Source organism: Paenibacillus sp. TC-CSREp1 (assembly GCF_050171015.1).
In the GTDB taxonomy this organism is placed as follows: Bacteria; Bacillota; Bacilli; order Paenibacillales; family Paenibacillaceae; genus Paenibacillus; species Paenibacillus silvae.
In genome coordinates this window covers 229,653-243,753 of sequence record NZ_JBNOKM010000002.1, presented here as the reverse complement: position 1 = coordinate 243,753, position 14,101 = coordinate 229,653, and the positions used below count along the sequence as shown (strand labels likewise).

The 14,101-nt window shown below is 46.4% G+C and carries 10 protein-coding genes; 5 read left to right on the top strand and 5 right to left on the bottom strand.

Annotated features, from left to right (window positions below):
* The first annotated feature begins 63 nt into the window (after positions 1-63).
* The gene (gene helD, locus ACQSGY_RS03665) at positions 64-2,538 is read left to right on the top strand and encodes an RNA polymerase recycling motor HelD (RefSeq protein WP_427050706.1); all 2,475 of its coding nucleotides are present in this window, start codon (positions 64-66) and stop codon (positions 2,536-2,538) included.
* 79 nt (positions 2,539-2,617) lie between these two features.
* Here helD and ACQSGY_RS03660 read toward each other — a convergent pair whose 3' ends face one another.
* The 3 genes from ACQSGY_RS03660 to ACQSGY_RS03650 all read right to left on the bottom strand — a co-directional run bounded on the left by ACQSGY_RS03660 (position 2,618) and on the right by ACQSGY_RS03650 (position 5,697).
* Complete coding sequence (locus ACQSGY_RS03660) at positions 2,618-3,448, bottom strand: carbohydrate ABC transporter permease (protein WP_111268873.1); 831 nt, start codon at positions 3,446-3,448, stop codon at positions 2,618-2,620.
* Position 3,449: 1 nt separating this feature from the next.
* Complete coding sequence (locus ACQSGY_RS03655; protein WP_184181474.1) at positions 3,450-4,322, bottom strand: carbohydrate ABC transporter permease; 873 nt, start codon at positions 4,320-4,322, stop codon at positions 3,450-3,452.
* A 109-nt stretch (positions 4,323-4,431) separates the two neighbouring features.
* Positions 4,432-5,697, bottom strand: a complete 1,266-nt coding sequence (locus tag ACQSGY_RS03650) for an ABC transporter substrate-binding protein (RefSeq protein ID WP_427050856.1) — start codon at positions 5,695-5,697, stop codon at positions 4,432-4,434.
* Between the two features lie 262 nt (positions 5,698-5,959).
* Between ACQSGY_RS03650 and ACQSGY_RS03645 the strand changes: the two genes are divergently transcribed.
* From ACQSGY_RS03645 to ACQSGY_RS03635, 3 genes are all read left to right on the top strand, one after another.
* Positions 5,960-7,726: a sensor histidine kinase gene (locus ACQSGY_RS03645; protein ID WP_427050705.1), complete on the top strand. Its 1,767-nt coding sequence runs from the start codon at positions 5,960-5,962 to the stop codon at positions 7,724-7,726.
* 17 nt (positions 7,727-7,743) lie between these two features.
* On the top strand, positions 7,744-9,261 hold the full coding sequence (locus tag ACQSGY_RS03640) for a response regulator transcription factor (protein ID WP_427050704.1): 1,518 nt from the start codon (positions 7,744-7,746) through the stop codon (positions 9,259-9,261).
* 131 nt (positions 9,262-9,392) lie between these two features.
* Complete coding sequence (locus ACQSGY_RS03635; RefSeq protein WP_427050703.1) at positions 9,393-10,151, top strand: gamma-glutamyl-gamma-aminobutyrate hydrolase family protein; 759 nt, start codon at positions 9,393-9,395, stop codon at positions 10,149-10,151.
* 110 nt (positions 10,152-10,261) lie between these two features.
* Here ACQSGY_RS03635 and ACQSGY_RS03630 read toward each other — a convergent pair whose 3' ends face one another.
* Positions 10,262-10,987 carry a DUF981 family protein gene (locus tag ACQSGY_RS03630; RefSeq protein WP_427050702.1) on the bottom strand — a complete coding sequence of 242 codons (726 nt, stop codon included), beginning with the start codon at positions 10,985-10,987 and terminating at the stop codon, positions 10,262-10,264.
* Positions 10,988-11,171: 184 nt separating this feature from the next.
* On the opposite strand from ACQSGY_RS03630, the gene ACQSGY_RS03625 reads away from it, so the two are divergent.
* Positions 11,172-11,588 carry a MarR family winged helix-turn-helix transcriptional regulator gene (locus ACQSGY_RS03625; RefSeq protein WP_427050701.1) on the top strand — a complete coding sequence of 139 codons (417 nt, stop codon included), beginning with the start codon at positions 11,172-11,174 and terminating at the stop codon, positions 11,586-11,588.
* Between the two features lie 151 nt (positions 11,589-11,739).
* Here ACQSGY_RS03625 and ACQSGY_RS03620 read toward each other — a convergent pair whose 3' ends face one another.
* Complete coding sequence (locus ACQSGY_RS03620) at positions 11,740-14,067, bottom strand: MMPL family transporter (RefSeq protein ID WP_427050700.1); 2,328 nt, start codon at positions 14,065-14,067, stop codon at positions 11,740-11,742.
* Positions 14,068-14,101 lie beyond the last annotated feature (34 nt).

Below are 14,101 nucleotides of genomic sequence, written 5' to 3'. Positions count from 1 at the left end.
GATTCGTTGTTTTGTCAACCTGCTTTTTTATTCCAATAAATGGGTGGAGGAGTGGTTAAACCGATGACAGAAACAAATGAACGACGCTGGGAAAAAGAAAGATTGGCTCATGTTCGTCAAGAGCTGCAAGATCGACTTGATGAGCTTGAACCCCAAGTGGCTGGACTGGCAGAACAGGCGGCTGATATTCGCAAGCGCTTCTGGGAAGAAGTAACGATAAATACGAGTTCCTATACCGATTTTGAAGAGGCTTTTTATACGATAAACCAGCAATCACGCGTGCTGGCTGAGCGAGAACGGGGACATCAGCTGCTCGTGCAGCAATGGAAAAGCGTGAATCGTCTGCTTCCTTCACCCTATTTTGGCCGAATCGATTTTAAGGAGAAGGGAATTAACTTCACGGAGCAGGTTTATATTGGTGTGTCCTCATTTACGGATAAGGAGGGGTTGAATTTCCTGATCTATGATTGGCGTACCCCGATTGCAAGTCTTTATTATGATCATGCCTCTGGTCCGGCAGATTACGAGACACCGATGGGACGAATCGAGGGCAGCGTGGAGCTGAAGCGCCAGTTTCAGATTCAGGATGGTCAGTTGCTCGGCATGTTTGATGCCAGTGAGACGATTGGAGACGCTTTGCTTCAGGAGGTACTCTCCAAAGGTGCCAATTCTCAGATGAAAAGCATCGTGGCAACGATTCAAAAGGAGCAAAACGCGATCATTCGCGATGATCGAAGCCGAATGCTGATCGTGCAGGGAGCAGCAGGCAGCGGCAAGACGTCAGCGGCGCTCCAGCGAGTGGCTTATCTTTTATATAAACACCGCCAGAGCGTTAAAGCGGATCAGATGGTCCTTTTTTCGCCAAATCCGATGTTTGCCAGTTACATTTCGACCGTATTGCCTGAACTGGGTGAAGAAAATATTCAACAGACCACGTTTCAGGAATATTTGAATTACTGGCTGGGATCGTCGCTGAGCCCGGAGGACCCGCTCGACCAAATGGAGTATGTGCTGACAGCTGGAGAGGAAGCAGAGTATGCCGCACGCTTGGAAGGAATTCGGTATAAAGCGTCCCCTGCATTTCTGGAGGCACTGAAAAATTACAATGAATGGCTCGGCCGGGAAGGCATAAAATTTGTTGGCATTCGATTCCGCGATCGCGAGTTCATTACTTCAGCACAGATGAAGGCGCAATTTTCCAGCTATGATGTGAAGTTATCGCTGCCCAGTCGTATTCTGCTATTGCAGGAATGGCTGCTGAAAGAGCTGGCCCTATTGGAGCAGAAGGAGCTGTACGCAGATTGGGTGGAGGAAGAATTGAATTATCTCGATGTGGATGATTACGCGGATGTGTACCGCAAGCTGCACAAGGAAAAGGCAGTGTTTGAAGTGGCCGAACAGTATGCAGCTCGTGAGAATACGAGCAAACGTCCTGATCTGGATGAAGGAGCCTTTGACTTTGTGGAGCGAGAGGAGCAGCTGCTTCGGCGTAATGTTGTGAAACAAATGTTCAAACCGTTAAGACAGCGGGTGCGGAAGTTCAAATTCGTGAATGTTCAAGCGGTGTATGAGCAGTTATTTGTAGACGAGGCTGCTTATAAGGAACGCACCAACGGTGCAGTTGTTCCGCCTTACTGGGACGAAATCTGCAAACAAACGATCGACATGCTGCATCAAAACAAACTGTTTCATGAAGATGCTACTCCGTATTTATATGTCAAAGAAATCATTGAAGGTGTGCGCATCAACACGGATATCCGTTATGTATTTGTGGATGAGGGGCAAGATTATTCTGCATTCCAGTATGAATATATCAAAAAGCTGTTTCCCCGCGCCCGGCTGACAGTGCTGGGTGATTTCGGTCAGGCCATCTATATGCAGGCAACGGAGCTTGCTGCTGCGGATTCTCCATTAACCGGATTATATGGTGAAAAGGAAACCAGACTTATCCGGCTGCTGCAAAGTTATCGTTCAACCCGTGAAATTGTCGAATTCACCAGAGCCATGCTGCCAGGCGGCGAAGAAATTGTTGCTTTTGACAGAAGAGATCAGAAGCCGCAGCTTATACAAACGGGCACCGCAGAGAGCCAGCATGATGCGCTTATTTGCAAAGATGTTGACGAGTTACATGCAGAGGGTTTTCAATCCATTGCCATCATAACCAAGACAGCAGCCGAGAGCCGCAAAGCTTATGAGCGTCTACAGGCACAAGGTATGGAAAAACTGAAGCTGATTACGAAGGAAACCGAACAGTTCGAAAAAGGCTGCATGGTGATCCCGGTTTATCTAGCCAAAGGTGTGGAATTTGATGCCGTGCTTGTATATGACGCTTCACCGGAACAATATGGCGAAGAGTATGATCGCAAGCTGCTCTACACGGCTTGTACTCGCGCGATGCATCGTTTGCATTTATATGCCAAGCAGCATTGGTCGCCTTTTGTGGAGGCACTGCCTGAAGGACTTTACGAGAAACGCGAACAAACTTGTGTTCCTAGAAAAGCAGCTGCCCCGCTGCCTCTCGATGATCTGGAGGATTGAGTTTTACGACTCATGAATTACATGAATTACACATCAAGCCCTCGTCATGTTTGGCGACGGGGGCTTGATGTTGTAATCTTTAACCTTTGACTGCGCCGGCTGTAAGGCCGCTGACGATATATTTTTGACCAAACAGATAAAGAATGAACACAGGCAGGGAGGTCAGTACGAGATTAGCGAAGATCAGATTCCAGTCCCGGCTGTACTTGCCGTAGAAGTTGTAGATGGATAGCGGCATGGTCCAGGTGGAGCTGTCTGTCAGGAAATAGACCGGAATTGTGATATCGTTCCACACGGACATAAATACCATGATGGCTACCGTGGCATTTACAGGTAGAATGAGCGGTGTAACGATGCGGAAGAACACACCGAACACACTGGCTCCTTCCAGAAAAGCAACTTCGTCCAGTGCTCTTGGAATCGTTTTGATAAACCCGCTGTACAGGAAAACGCTGAACGCTGTATTAAGTGCAGCGTAGATCAGGATCACACTTGTGATGCTTCCGTAGAAGCCCAGACCTTGAACTACACGGATGGTTGTGATGATCGACATTGGCGCGATAAGTCCCATGAAAAAATACATATAGATCGTTCCGGACCAACGGGTATCCCGTCTGGCGAGAATAAAAGCAGCTGCCGATGAAGCGGCAATGTTAATAATAGAAGAGATTCCCGTAATCCAGATGCTGTTGAGGAACGCCCGTGACAATCCACCCTCCTGAAAGACACGAACATAGTTTGAAAATTGCCAGCTTTCCGGCAGGCTTAGCGAGAAGCTTAGCACTTCTGCACTTGTTTTGAACGATCCCAGAATCAGAATGACAAGTGGCAGCAAAACGATCAGGGAAGCGAGAATCAGGAAACCTTCTACAATGAAGTCGCGGATGGCGAGTTTGCGAGTATAGCTCATATTATTCCGTAACCTCCTTGCGCCGCATGAAAATCAGGAGTGGTATAGCGATAATGGTCACAACAACAAACAGAAGGGTGTTCACAGCCGTTCCAAGCCCCCAGTTTCCTTCTCCAAAGGAGCGCAGAATGATTGTGCCTACAACCTGAGATGCATTGCCCGGACCTCCGCCTGTCATAACGTAAACCTCCGAGAACACTTTCAGTCCGCCAATTAAAGTCAGCATCAGGTTGATGTTAATCGCGGGCAGCAGGAGAGGCAGTGTAATTTTGAAAAAGCTTCTCCATGAGCTTGCTCCGTCGATTTTGGCGGCTTCATAATATTCCTGTGAAATGGATTGCAGGCCGGCCAGATAGATAGCCATCTGAAACCCTGCGCTTTGCCAGATCGAAACGATGGCAATCGTCCAGATGACAATCGAAGGATTTGTCAGCCAGGCTTGACTCAGGGAGCTGAGTCCGATAGCTTCGAGCAGGTTGTTTATTGTGCCCTCGGTACGCAGCATCGGCGTAAACAGAATACTGATCACCAGTATGCTGAGGATGGAGGGAGAATAGAAGATGGCACGCAGCAAATTTTTGGTGCGAAGTCTCATATTCAGACCTACGGCAAGCAGCAGACCGATGACATTTTTGCCAACCACCGTCACAATGGCAAAGATGGCTGTGTTCTGAAGCGCCAGAATCAGCGTTTTGTCCGAAAAAATCTTCCTGAAATTATCCCAGCCAATGAAACTTAACTCCAGTCGATCCAGCCGCCAATCTGTAAAGGAATAATAAAAACCTGTGATGGCCGGAATAACAAAGAAGACAGAGTAGATGATCAGCGCAGGAAATATCATATAGTATGAATATAAATTTTTAGCCCGTTTCATATGTCACGCTCCGTTATAGGCAGACAGCATAACCTGTCATCAGATGAAGCTGACCGTGTTATGCTGCCTTGGTTTTGTATTGGATGTGTATTGTTCTGCTTGCTGTAAACTAGAAGCCGGAAATGCCTTTGTCCTGCATCAGCTGGCTGAATTTCTCATCCCATGATTTCAATACTTCCTCCGGTGTCAGGCCGCCTGCAAACTGGTCCTGCAGCAAACGGTACAGCTCACTGCGGTCAACCAGCATGTAGGCATCTGTTGTGAGCACGGTTTTCTTCGGTGTAATGTAATTGTCGACAATATCCTGTTTGTATGCCGGCAGTTCAGGTGTAGTAACGTCATTAAGATTGGATACATATCCTTTGGTGTCCACAATTTTTTGTGCAACGTCTTTGGAGGCAATGTAATCAAGGAACTGTTTGGCTTCTTCCAGATGTTTGGACTTTTTCGGAATAAACAGCTGGCCGCCGAGCGGACTTGCACCCAAACTTGCATCTTCGGAAGATGGAATCGGGAAGACCCCCAGCTCCATGCCCGGGTCCTGTTCTGCCACGCCCTCAATCAGCCAGTCTCCCATAAACATCATGGCAACTTCTTTGTTGAGGAATTTGCCTACGGCCATATCATAGCTGTCACTCAGCACATCTGCGTTGGTGTATCCTTTGGAATACACTTCGTACTGCTGCTCAAGAAAGGTTTTGAACTCAGGCACATCGGACCATTTTTTCTTGTTGCTATTCACATCGTCAAAGAAAGTGGGGTCATGTTTAGCGGCAAAATCAGCAAAAGCGGCAGCGGGCCAAATGTTGGCTGCCCAGGCATCTTTATATGGCATGAATACAGGGGTGATGCCGCTGGCTTTGATTTTCTCGCAGATGGCCAGAAATTCTTCATAATTCTTCGGAATGGATAAGCCGAGCTCCTCAAATATTTTCTTGTTGTATACAACGCCCTGCATGCCTGTATCCTGACTGACATGGAAGCTATAGATGTGACCGCCAGAAGAAAGCACGTCTTTATTCACAATTCTGCCGGCCCAGGGCTCGTTGTCCAGAATCTCGAAATTGCGCTCCAGATTCAGGTCAGTGACGGCGCTTGCGAGGTTGTACTGAATAATGTCGGGTGTCTCGTCAACAGCCAGCTTGGTCTGAAGCACCGTAGTCGTTTGCTCTGCGGGAATCAGCTGCAGGTTCACTCGTATATTCGTCTTTTTCTCGAAGTCATCCAGCACATCTTTCTGAATGAAGGCAGAATCCTGTGAGCTTTTGGAAATGGCAAGTTCAAGCGTGACCTTGGTGCTTTGGCCCTCCTCACCTGCTGATGAGCCATTGTTCGAGCTGTCTGATCCGCAGGCTGTAAGTCCGATCGTTAACATGCTTGCCAATATCAAGGCTGGTACTTTTTTTGCTTTATGCAATTTCAATGTGAAATCCCCCTCTAGATCATCTCTTGAATCCGTTTGCACATCCGATTATAGATATTTTCATGCTGTGGGTACATGTCTGTGGTTGAACATTCATGTGTAAAATACTGAACTTGAAATCGCTATCATTTCATGAAGACCCGTGATACAGTAGGTCATGGAACGTTGAAGCCCGGATATAACACCATGGTTATTCAGGAGTGTGATGCAGGACATGTTCAAACTTGTAAAGAGTGCACCACAATTCAGCTTGCAAACGAAGGTGCTTCTAACCTTCCTGGTTTTGCTTTTATTTGTGCTAGGATGTTTCATTGTCTACGTTAATACCGTTGTGGTTACCCCGCTTAGACAAAAAACAGAGCAGGATTTGCTCATTGCCGCAACAAAAGTGCGAGAACAGGTGGATTTGTATGTTGAGCAGCAGAATCAGATGTCACAGCGCATATTGTCCAACAAGGATATTTTCACCGCAATGAACAAAAGCTCGCTTGCTCCGAATAATTATGAACGCTTGAAGCAGATTCGAATTCTGAAGGATATTATGTTCCAGGCCATTGGACCAAGCATGAATATAAAGGACATGTCCATTTATGATAAACAGGGTGTGCTGCTTACATCTTATCTCGGCATCAGTAACCCTGCCGCTCTTCTTCGGGATATGCTGGATAAAAGTCTTGCAGGACGCGCATGGCAGGAACAGGGCTTTGTGCTGGTGCGTCAGTCCAATCATATCTCCTTTGTTCGTACGATTAATGATCAGAACGGCAAAGTATATGGTTATCTCAGCATTCAAATGGACCAGGCGTATATTCAGAATCTGACCGGAGGTATTACGGCAGGAGATGTTTATATTCTGAATGAGCATGGAGAACAGATGACGGGCTCGCAAGCCGGAAGCGGATGGTTACAAGAATGGACGAATCCGTCAACTTCGGAAGGGTTAAATGTCAACAGGTTTGATCAATACATCACACATGCCATATCTCCACAAACAGGCTGGATCACATACATGATTACGCCCAAAGCATCCGTTCTGGGTTCCATTCGCTCCGTGCAGACGATGTCCATTCTTCTGATTACTGGCCTTATGCTGTTTTCCTTTGTATACATTTTTGTGTCGACACGTAATCTGCTGCTTCCGATTCGCAAGCTTCGCAGTCAGATCTGGCGTATGAATTACAGTAATTTGCATCTCAAAATGGAAAAGACTCCTAAAAATAATGATCTGCTGCTTCTTAATGAAGCTTTCCAGGATTTGCTCCATCGGTTACAGCGATCCATTGAGCGTGAAAAGCAGGCTTTGCATGAAGAGGTGAAAGCCCGCAATTCGGCCCTGCAGGCTCAGATTGCGCCTCACTTCATTCATAATGTGCTTTATCTGATCAGTATCGCTGCTCAGGAAGGCAGGAACAGGGCTGTATCCGATATGTGCAAACATCTCTCGGAGAGCCTGCGCTATATAGTATCATCACCCTATGCACATGTGACTCTGGAAGAAGAGCTGGAGCATACCCGTCATTACCTGTCGCTGGTGCAGCAGAAATATGAGGAGGATCTGGAGTGGGAGATTGCTGCTGATAAGATGGGAAATGAGGTCAAGCTGCCCAGGCTCGTCATTCAGCCGTTTGTGGAAAATTGTGTAGAGCATGCCTTTACCCGGACAGCACCTCCCTGGCGTATCCGGATTACAGTGAAACAATATAACGGACTATGGGCTCTTGAGATTACAGACAACGGCGATGGGTTCCAAGCAGACAAAATCAAGGAAATCATGGACAGGCTGCAGACAGCAGATGATGAATCACAGATGGTCCTGAGTCAGCAGCCAGCACTCGGCAATATGGGTATTATCAACAGCGTCAATAGACTCAAACTCATGTACCGCAATCGATTGTTTGTGAATATATTCAATCATTCATCCGACAAGGAACAGGGTGCTACCGTTCAGATCATCGGTTCATTGACCAAGGATTTTTATTAATACAGGAGGGGCAGCAGATGTACAATGTGATGATTGTGGAAGACAGCAAACCAATCCTGCGCAATATTCAAATGCTTATCTCTTCCCTGGAGTATCCTGTGCAAGTGGCGGCTACGGCCGCCAACGGTGAGGAGGCGCTGGAGGTGATCCGGAAGCATCATATTGACTTGATTCTGACGGATATCCGTATGCCGCGAATGGATGGATTGGCGCTGATCGAACAGGCCAAGGAGGCCAATCCCGATCTGAAAGTCGTATTGATCAGCGGGTATAGTGATTTTGTATACACCAGAAAGGCACTAAGCTTGCAGGTATTTGATTACTTGTTAAAGCCGGTGGAACGGGAATCGCTGGAGGAGGTCATCGGCAGAGTTGTAGAGCAGCTGGATCAACGGAAAGTGAAAAATCAGGTTGATTTGCGTGAGATTATTGACGCGCAGCATACTGAGACATGGCAAGACCCTGGTGAATATGCCCCGCTTTATACTCAGGTGATGATTATGATGCGCAGACAACCTTTTACAGGAAACAAAGGGGCTTGGGGGCTGCAACAGCTTCAGGCCATGATGAACTCTTTTTTCACACCTCATATCTGCCGGGTGTACTTAAGCCAAAAAGAAGATCAGTATGTAGTTTTTGTTCATCACCGTGCTTTGGAATTGTATACTTCGATGTATGAATGTCTTGAAACGTTGCGCAGAACCCTTGCGACACATGAGATCAATGTCATGATCGGAGGACAGCCGCTGTCTTCTGAAAGGGAGAATGTAACTGACATCTATCACCGTATAGGTTCCCTGCTGGATGAACAGCAGCGTCTCATGCAGGGCATTACCCTTGGTACAGGCAATCCGGTCTCTATGGTTCGGTCCGAAGCGGGCGTGCTGGACAGTGCAGCAGAGGCTTCCTTTGTGCAAATGATTCAACTGCTTCGCAAAGAAAATGTTACGCTCAAGCTTACGGAACTGCTTCAGCGCTGGCTTGACGAGCATGTGCATATGACGGAGATTGAACGTTTCATGGGATTGATCGTTGATACGTTTGCGCATCTTTTTGAAGAGCAGGGGTCAGGAATGAGACTCGCATTAGAGATGAGATGCAGACAGCTGATGGACTTGCCGGTATACACTGATTTTTGCAAGGAATTGACGGAATGGATCGAACAATGCTTTGATATGCTGCAATCACAGGTTCGACGGAGCGGTTCGCTATTATTTGAGAAGATTGATGAATATATATGTTTAAATAAATACTCCGCCTTGTCCATTCCTGATATCGCGAACAAGTTCCACATCAGTCCCTCTTATGTTAGCCGGGTTATCAAGAGCGAAACAGGTGTGACTTTTGTACAATACTATAACTGCCTTAAAATTGAGGAAGCCTGCCGTCTGATGTCTGATCAGCCCGAGATGAAATTCAGAGAGCTGGCTGAGCTGCTTGGCTTCAGCGATCAACACTATTTTTCCAAGGTGTTCAAAGAATATAAGGGACTTCGTCCAACGGAATACAAGCAACAGCTGAGCGATCTTTCATAAGCAGAGGATTGGTGCAGGCGTTCATTCAGGTGCAGAAGTGCAAGGTTTTATGCAAATTATTCAGTAGAAATTCTGATAAAATAGAAGCAAGTTTTCAGAGGATAAACAGTAGGATTAGGAGGTCGCACGGCATGAACAAACCAATGATTGGGGTACTGCCTCTGTATGATACGGACAAAAAAAGCTACTGGATGCTTCCTGATTATTTGAAGGCGATTGAAGCGTCGGGCGGTATACCGGTCATGCTGCCATTAACGACGGACGAGGACATGATCACAACGCTGGCGAACACCTTTGACGGATTTCTGTTTACCGGTGGACATGATGTGAATCCGGAGCTTTACGGTGAGCGGATGCAGAGCGTCTGTGGCGAGTTATGTATAGAGCGGGACAGGATGGAGGTTGTTCTGTTTGAAAAAGTGATTGCGCTGGGCAAACCTGCCTTCGGCATATGCCGCGGATTACAGCTGTTTAACGCCGTATTAGGCGGAACGTTATATCAGGATATCCCCACAGCTTTTGATGCAGAGCAGAAGATTACTCACCAGCAAAAACCCCCGTACAGCAATCTCGTACATTCTGTACATATTGAAAAGCATAATTTGCTTCATGATATCTTGCAGACAGATCAGATTCGGGTTAACAGTTATCACCATCAGGGAATTAAAACGTTGTCTAATCAATTAGTGGCTGCAGCGATTGCGGAGGATGGATTGATTGAATCTGTCGTCATGCCTGGCTGCTCGTTTGTGCTCGCTGTTCAGTGGCATCCGGAGTACAGTTATGCCGTGGACGGGTACAGTCAGCAGCTGTTTACAGCTTTCGTCGACGCCTGCTGTTCAGCTCGATTCAATAATCCGTTGCAGGATATTAAGGATGTTACAGCCTGAATCTAATGAATAAAAATGAAGTAGATCATTAAAAATCACTTCCAAGAATATGTTATAGCATATACTCGGAAGTGATTCACATTTTTCTGGAACGATGTCAGGCTATCGTTTTATTTCATGGTATGAACAATCAAACCAATATGAGTGAAGTAGTTGAGTACCCCAAAACCAACAAAAATAATACCAGCGATAAGCCACAAGTAATTGACAGTACGAACTAGCTTGGGATTAGGTGTATCCTTTAGAATAAAGGGGAAAATGCATGCTCCAACACCCGTAATGGCAATTAATAAAGACATAAATGTTGCTTCGATCATCGGATAATCGGCAAACCAGCCAGAAATCGGTTCTTCCGGGGGAGCTGCAAATAATTGAAAACCAACCCCCGCGAAGCTGATGGAGATCAGAGCGAGTCCCATAGCTGCCGCAAAGTAAGAAAGTGGTCTGAGGAGGTACGGTAACTCAGCTCGCAGTTTTCCTGATATCAAGTTTGAATCTTCCATGTTTAAACCTGCTTTGTGATATTGATTGGATTTTCTCCAAAGAATGACTGTCGCACCTAACAATAACACGCCAAATGCCAAAACGGGTTCACCGAAAATAATATCATCGAAAGGAAATCCGATTTTGGATAACGGCCATGTCAATGTCATGTGCGCACCCGTAAGGGTTAAAATAAATCCGGTAATTCCGAACCCCACAGCCCAACCCTCCAAGTGAGTAACCTTAGATCGGACTACGTCGGCACTGAATTTTAAAATCATTAACAATGCTACTCCGGTAGCAACGGACATCAATGTGTTATACACTGAAGTTACTGACCAATCAATAATCATTTCAACATCAAACTCCTTGTCTTAAAATTAACATGCATTAGCATACAACTTAATTTGTGAAATTACAATTCCTTTTTTTAAAATTTAAAAGGATATAAGAGGTGTCAATCCATGAGTGTCGTTTGTAACATTTGTTCAGATCACCTATAATTGGTGTAAGAAAATGATGAATGAGGGTATAACAATGGACTTATACAATGTGACTGGTTTTTTAATTCACCGGACGGATCTCAAGCTTACGAATTATTTTATCAAACAATTAAAACCATACGAGGTCACGCCTGAACAATGGAGTATTATTTTTTATATGCATATCGATAAAGCTACGACTCAAAAAGAACTGGCAGAGGCGATTGATCGGGATCAAACGACTGTCGTTCGAATGATTCATTCATTAGAACGAAAAGGCATGGTTCGACGTATGGTTAATGATCAGGATAAACGTTCACACCATTTATATTTATCTCCTAAAGGAGAAGAAATAAAACAAAAGTTGTCCTTGACGGTCGAAGACGCTCATCAATATGTTACACGAGGGTTAGAACCGGAGGAACTGGAACAATTAAAAGCAACATTGGAGAAGTTGTACATGAATGTGTGAGAGGATTAAGTGAATTACAGCGGAGCTTTAAATCCCCTCAAATGATGCTATAGCATGTATCGGGGGGGATGAGTTGTGTTAGAGCATATAATGTAAAGACCTCCTCATGAACTGAGGAGGTCTTTTGTTGAAGAATGTTATTGAAGAGTCGTTATGACTTGGAATCCGACATTGGTTTCACTTCGTCATTTCGGGTACTCAGGGTAGCAATCAGCTTTTCGCCTTCAACGTCGAGATTAGGCAGGATGCGATCCAGCCATTTCGGAAGAGACCAGGCTTTGTCGCCAAACATCGCCATAATGGCAGGCACCAGAGCCATTCGGATGATAAATGCATCGATCAGAATGCCGACCGCCAGCGTGAAGCCGATCTGTTTAATCATTACATCATCGGTAAAGATAAAACCGGCAAATACGGAAACCATGATAACCGCTGCGGCTACAACGACACGACTAACCTGATTATAACCATGTACAACGGATTCGGTGCCGCGGTGGCCGTGGACATAGGATTCGCGCATGGAGCTAACCAGGAACACCTGATAATCCATGGCAAGACCATAAAGTATGCCTGTTACGATAATAGGCATGAAGCTAAGCAGCGGACCGCCTGTATCGAAACCGAAGAGGGAATGCAGCCAGCCCCACTGGAACACAGCTGTCGTCATGCCGAATGTAGCCAGGATACTAAGCAGGAATCCGATGGTTGCTTTGATCGGAACGATGATCGAACGGAATACAAGCAGCAAGATAAATAATGAAAGTAGAATGATAATGCCTACATAGATCGGGAAAACCTGAGCCAGCTTGGCGGACATATCAATATTTACGGCGGTAAGCCCGGTTACGCCAAGTTTGACGTCATATGTTTTGGCCATGCTGGAGTCTGCCGACCGCAAATCGTTGACCAGCGTTTTTGTCGCAGTATCGTTTGGACCTGTCTTGGGAATCAGACTGAAAATAGCCATTTCCTCCGTCATGCCTAAAGGTGAGACTTGAGCCACGTTATTCTGGCCTTGCAGCTCCATGGCGAGTCCGCCCAGAAGCTCAGGTGTCATTTTGGCAGAGGCTTTGCGTGGTTCAGCTACCAGGATCAACGGTCCGTTAAAGCCCTCTCCAAAACCTTTCGAGATCGCATCATAGCTCTGTCTTGCATCCGTATCCAGATTCGCTGACGAAGCACCCGGGATACCCATTTCCATTTTTGTGATTGGAGTGGCGGCAAAACCCAGAACGAGGATAATCGCAATAACGGTCGCCCAGCGATTTTTAATGACGAATTTGACCCATCTGTTGGCCACGCCATGACTTGACGCCTCTGATGTACTGGCAGCTTTCGCACGCGCTTTCTTCGAGCAGATTCGTTCACCAACAAGGCCAAGCAAGGCGGGCAGCAGGGTTAACGCAACGAATACGTTGATCAGGACTGTCGCAGCTGCGACGAGTGCCATCGTGGACAAGAAGGTCAGTCCAATGACGAGCATACCGCAAAGGGCGATAATAACCGTTAATCCCGCAAAAAATACGGCACTGCCTGATGTGCCAATTGCCCGTGCTGTAGCTTCCTGTGCGCTCAGGCGTTGATCAATAATCATCCGGCGCTGACGGTTGACGATGAAAAGTGCATAGTCGATGCCGACAGCCAGACCTACCATCAGAGCAAGAACGGATGTAACACTTGGCATATCAACAAATTTGGAGATTGAGAATGCTCCGCCGACCCCGATAGCTACACCAAGAAGGGCTGTGATCAGTGGCAGACCCGCTGCAACAACAGATCCAAGGGTAATCAGCAGTACAATTACCGCGATAACCAGCCCCACAATTTCAGCGGAGCCAACCCCGATGGAAACAGATTTAAGCGTTTCACCTGGCAATACTTTGATCTGTGTTCCTTGTTCAACTTTCATGACCGATTGAATGACGGAATCGAATACATCCTGCGTAATGGCGGATTGTTCAATCGTGAACTGGAACTGAAACAGCGCTGTGCTCCCATCAGAAGAGATCAATACGCCTGGAACAGGAACATTGTTCACGATGAATGGGCCATATGGAGGTGGAGAAGCTGTAGCTGACTGAGCCATGTTCATCGCTTGAGCTGCGTCTGCAGATGCTCCTGAGCTATTCGCTTGCGCAGCTGCTGCATATTCGGCTGGATTAATCACTTTCTCCAGCCCGTAGACTTCGCTGACACCTTTCATGATGGCAGCTGCACGCTCCGGTGTATCCAGCCGCTCATTGTCCGGCGCCTTGAACACAACGCTTCCTTGACCGCCGGAGGCGGCAGGCAGTTCTTTTGCAAGCTGATCCAGAACTTTCTGTGATTCTGTACCTTCAATTTTCATTTCGGAACTGATACGGACGCCGTTGATGCTAATCATAGAGATAACAATCCCCAGAATAATTACCCAGCCAATAATGAAATAACCGGGCTTGCGAAAAGCAGTTTTACCTATTTTGTATAATAAGGTAGACATTTCTCTCTTTGACACTCCTTCTATTATAAGTATG

Excerpts from the sequence above, each read along its gene's own strand:
- ACQSGY_RS03630 (WP_427050702.1), bottom strand. The coding sequence starts at position 10,987 with ATGATTATTGATTGGTCAGTAACTTCAGTGTATAACACATTGATGTCC.
- ACQSGY_RS03620 (WP_427050700.1), bottom strand. The coding sequence starts at position 14,067 with ATGTCTACCTTATTATACAAAATAGGTAAAACTGCTTTTCGCAAGCCC.
- ACQSGY_RS03655 (WP_184181474.1), bottom strand. The coding sequence starts at position 4,322 with ATGAAACGGGCTAAAAATTTATATTCATACTATATGATATTTCCTGCG.
- helD (WP_427050706.1), top strand. The coding sequence starts at position 64 with ATGACAGAAACAAATGAACGACGCTGGGAAAAAGAAAGATTGGCTCAT.
- ACQSGY_RS03650 (WP_427050856.1), bottom strand. The coding sequence starts at position 5,697 with ATGTTAACGATCGGACTTACAGCCTGCGGATCAGACAGCTCGAACAAT.
- ACQSGY_RS03640 (WP_427050704.1), top strand. The coding sequence starts at position 7,744 with ATGTACAATGTGATGATTGTGGAAGACAGCAAACCAATCCTGCGCAAT.
- ACQSGY_RS03635 (WP_427050703.1), top strand. The coding sequence starts at position 9,393 with ATGAACAAACCAATGATTGGGGTACTGCCTCTGTATGATACGGACAAA.
- ACQSGY_RS03625 (WP_427050701.1), top strand. The coding sequence starts at position 11,172 with ATGGACTTATACAATGTGACTGGTTTTTTAATTCACCGGACGGATCTC.
- ACQSGY_RS03660 (WP_111268873.1), bottom strand. The coding sequence starts at position 3,448 with ATGAGCTATACTCGCAAACTCGCCATCCGCGACTTCATTGTAGAAGGT.
- ACQSGY_RS03645 (WP_427050705.1), top strand. The coding sequence starts at position 5,960 with ATGTTCAAACTTGTAAAGAGTGCACCACAATTCAGCTTGCAAACGAAG.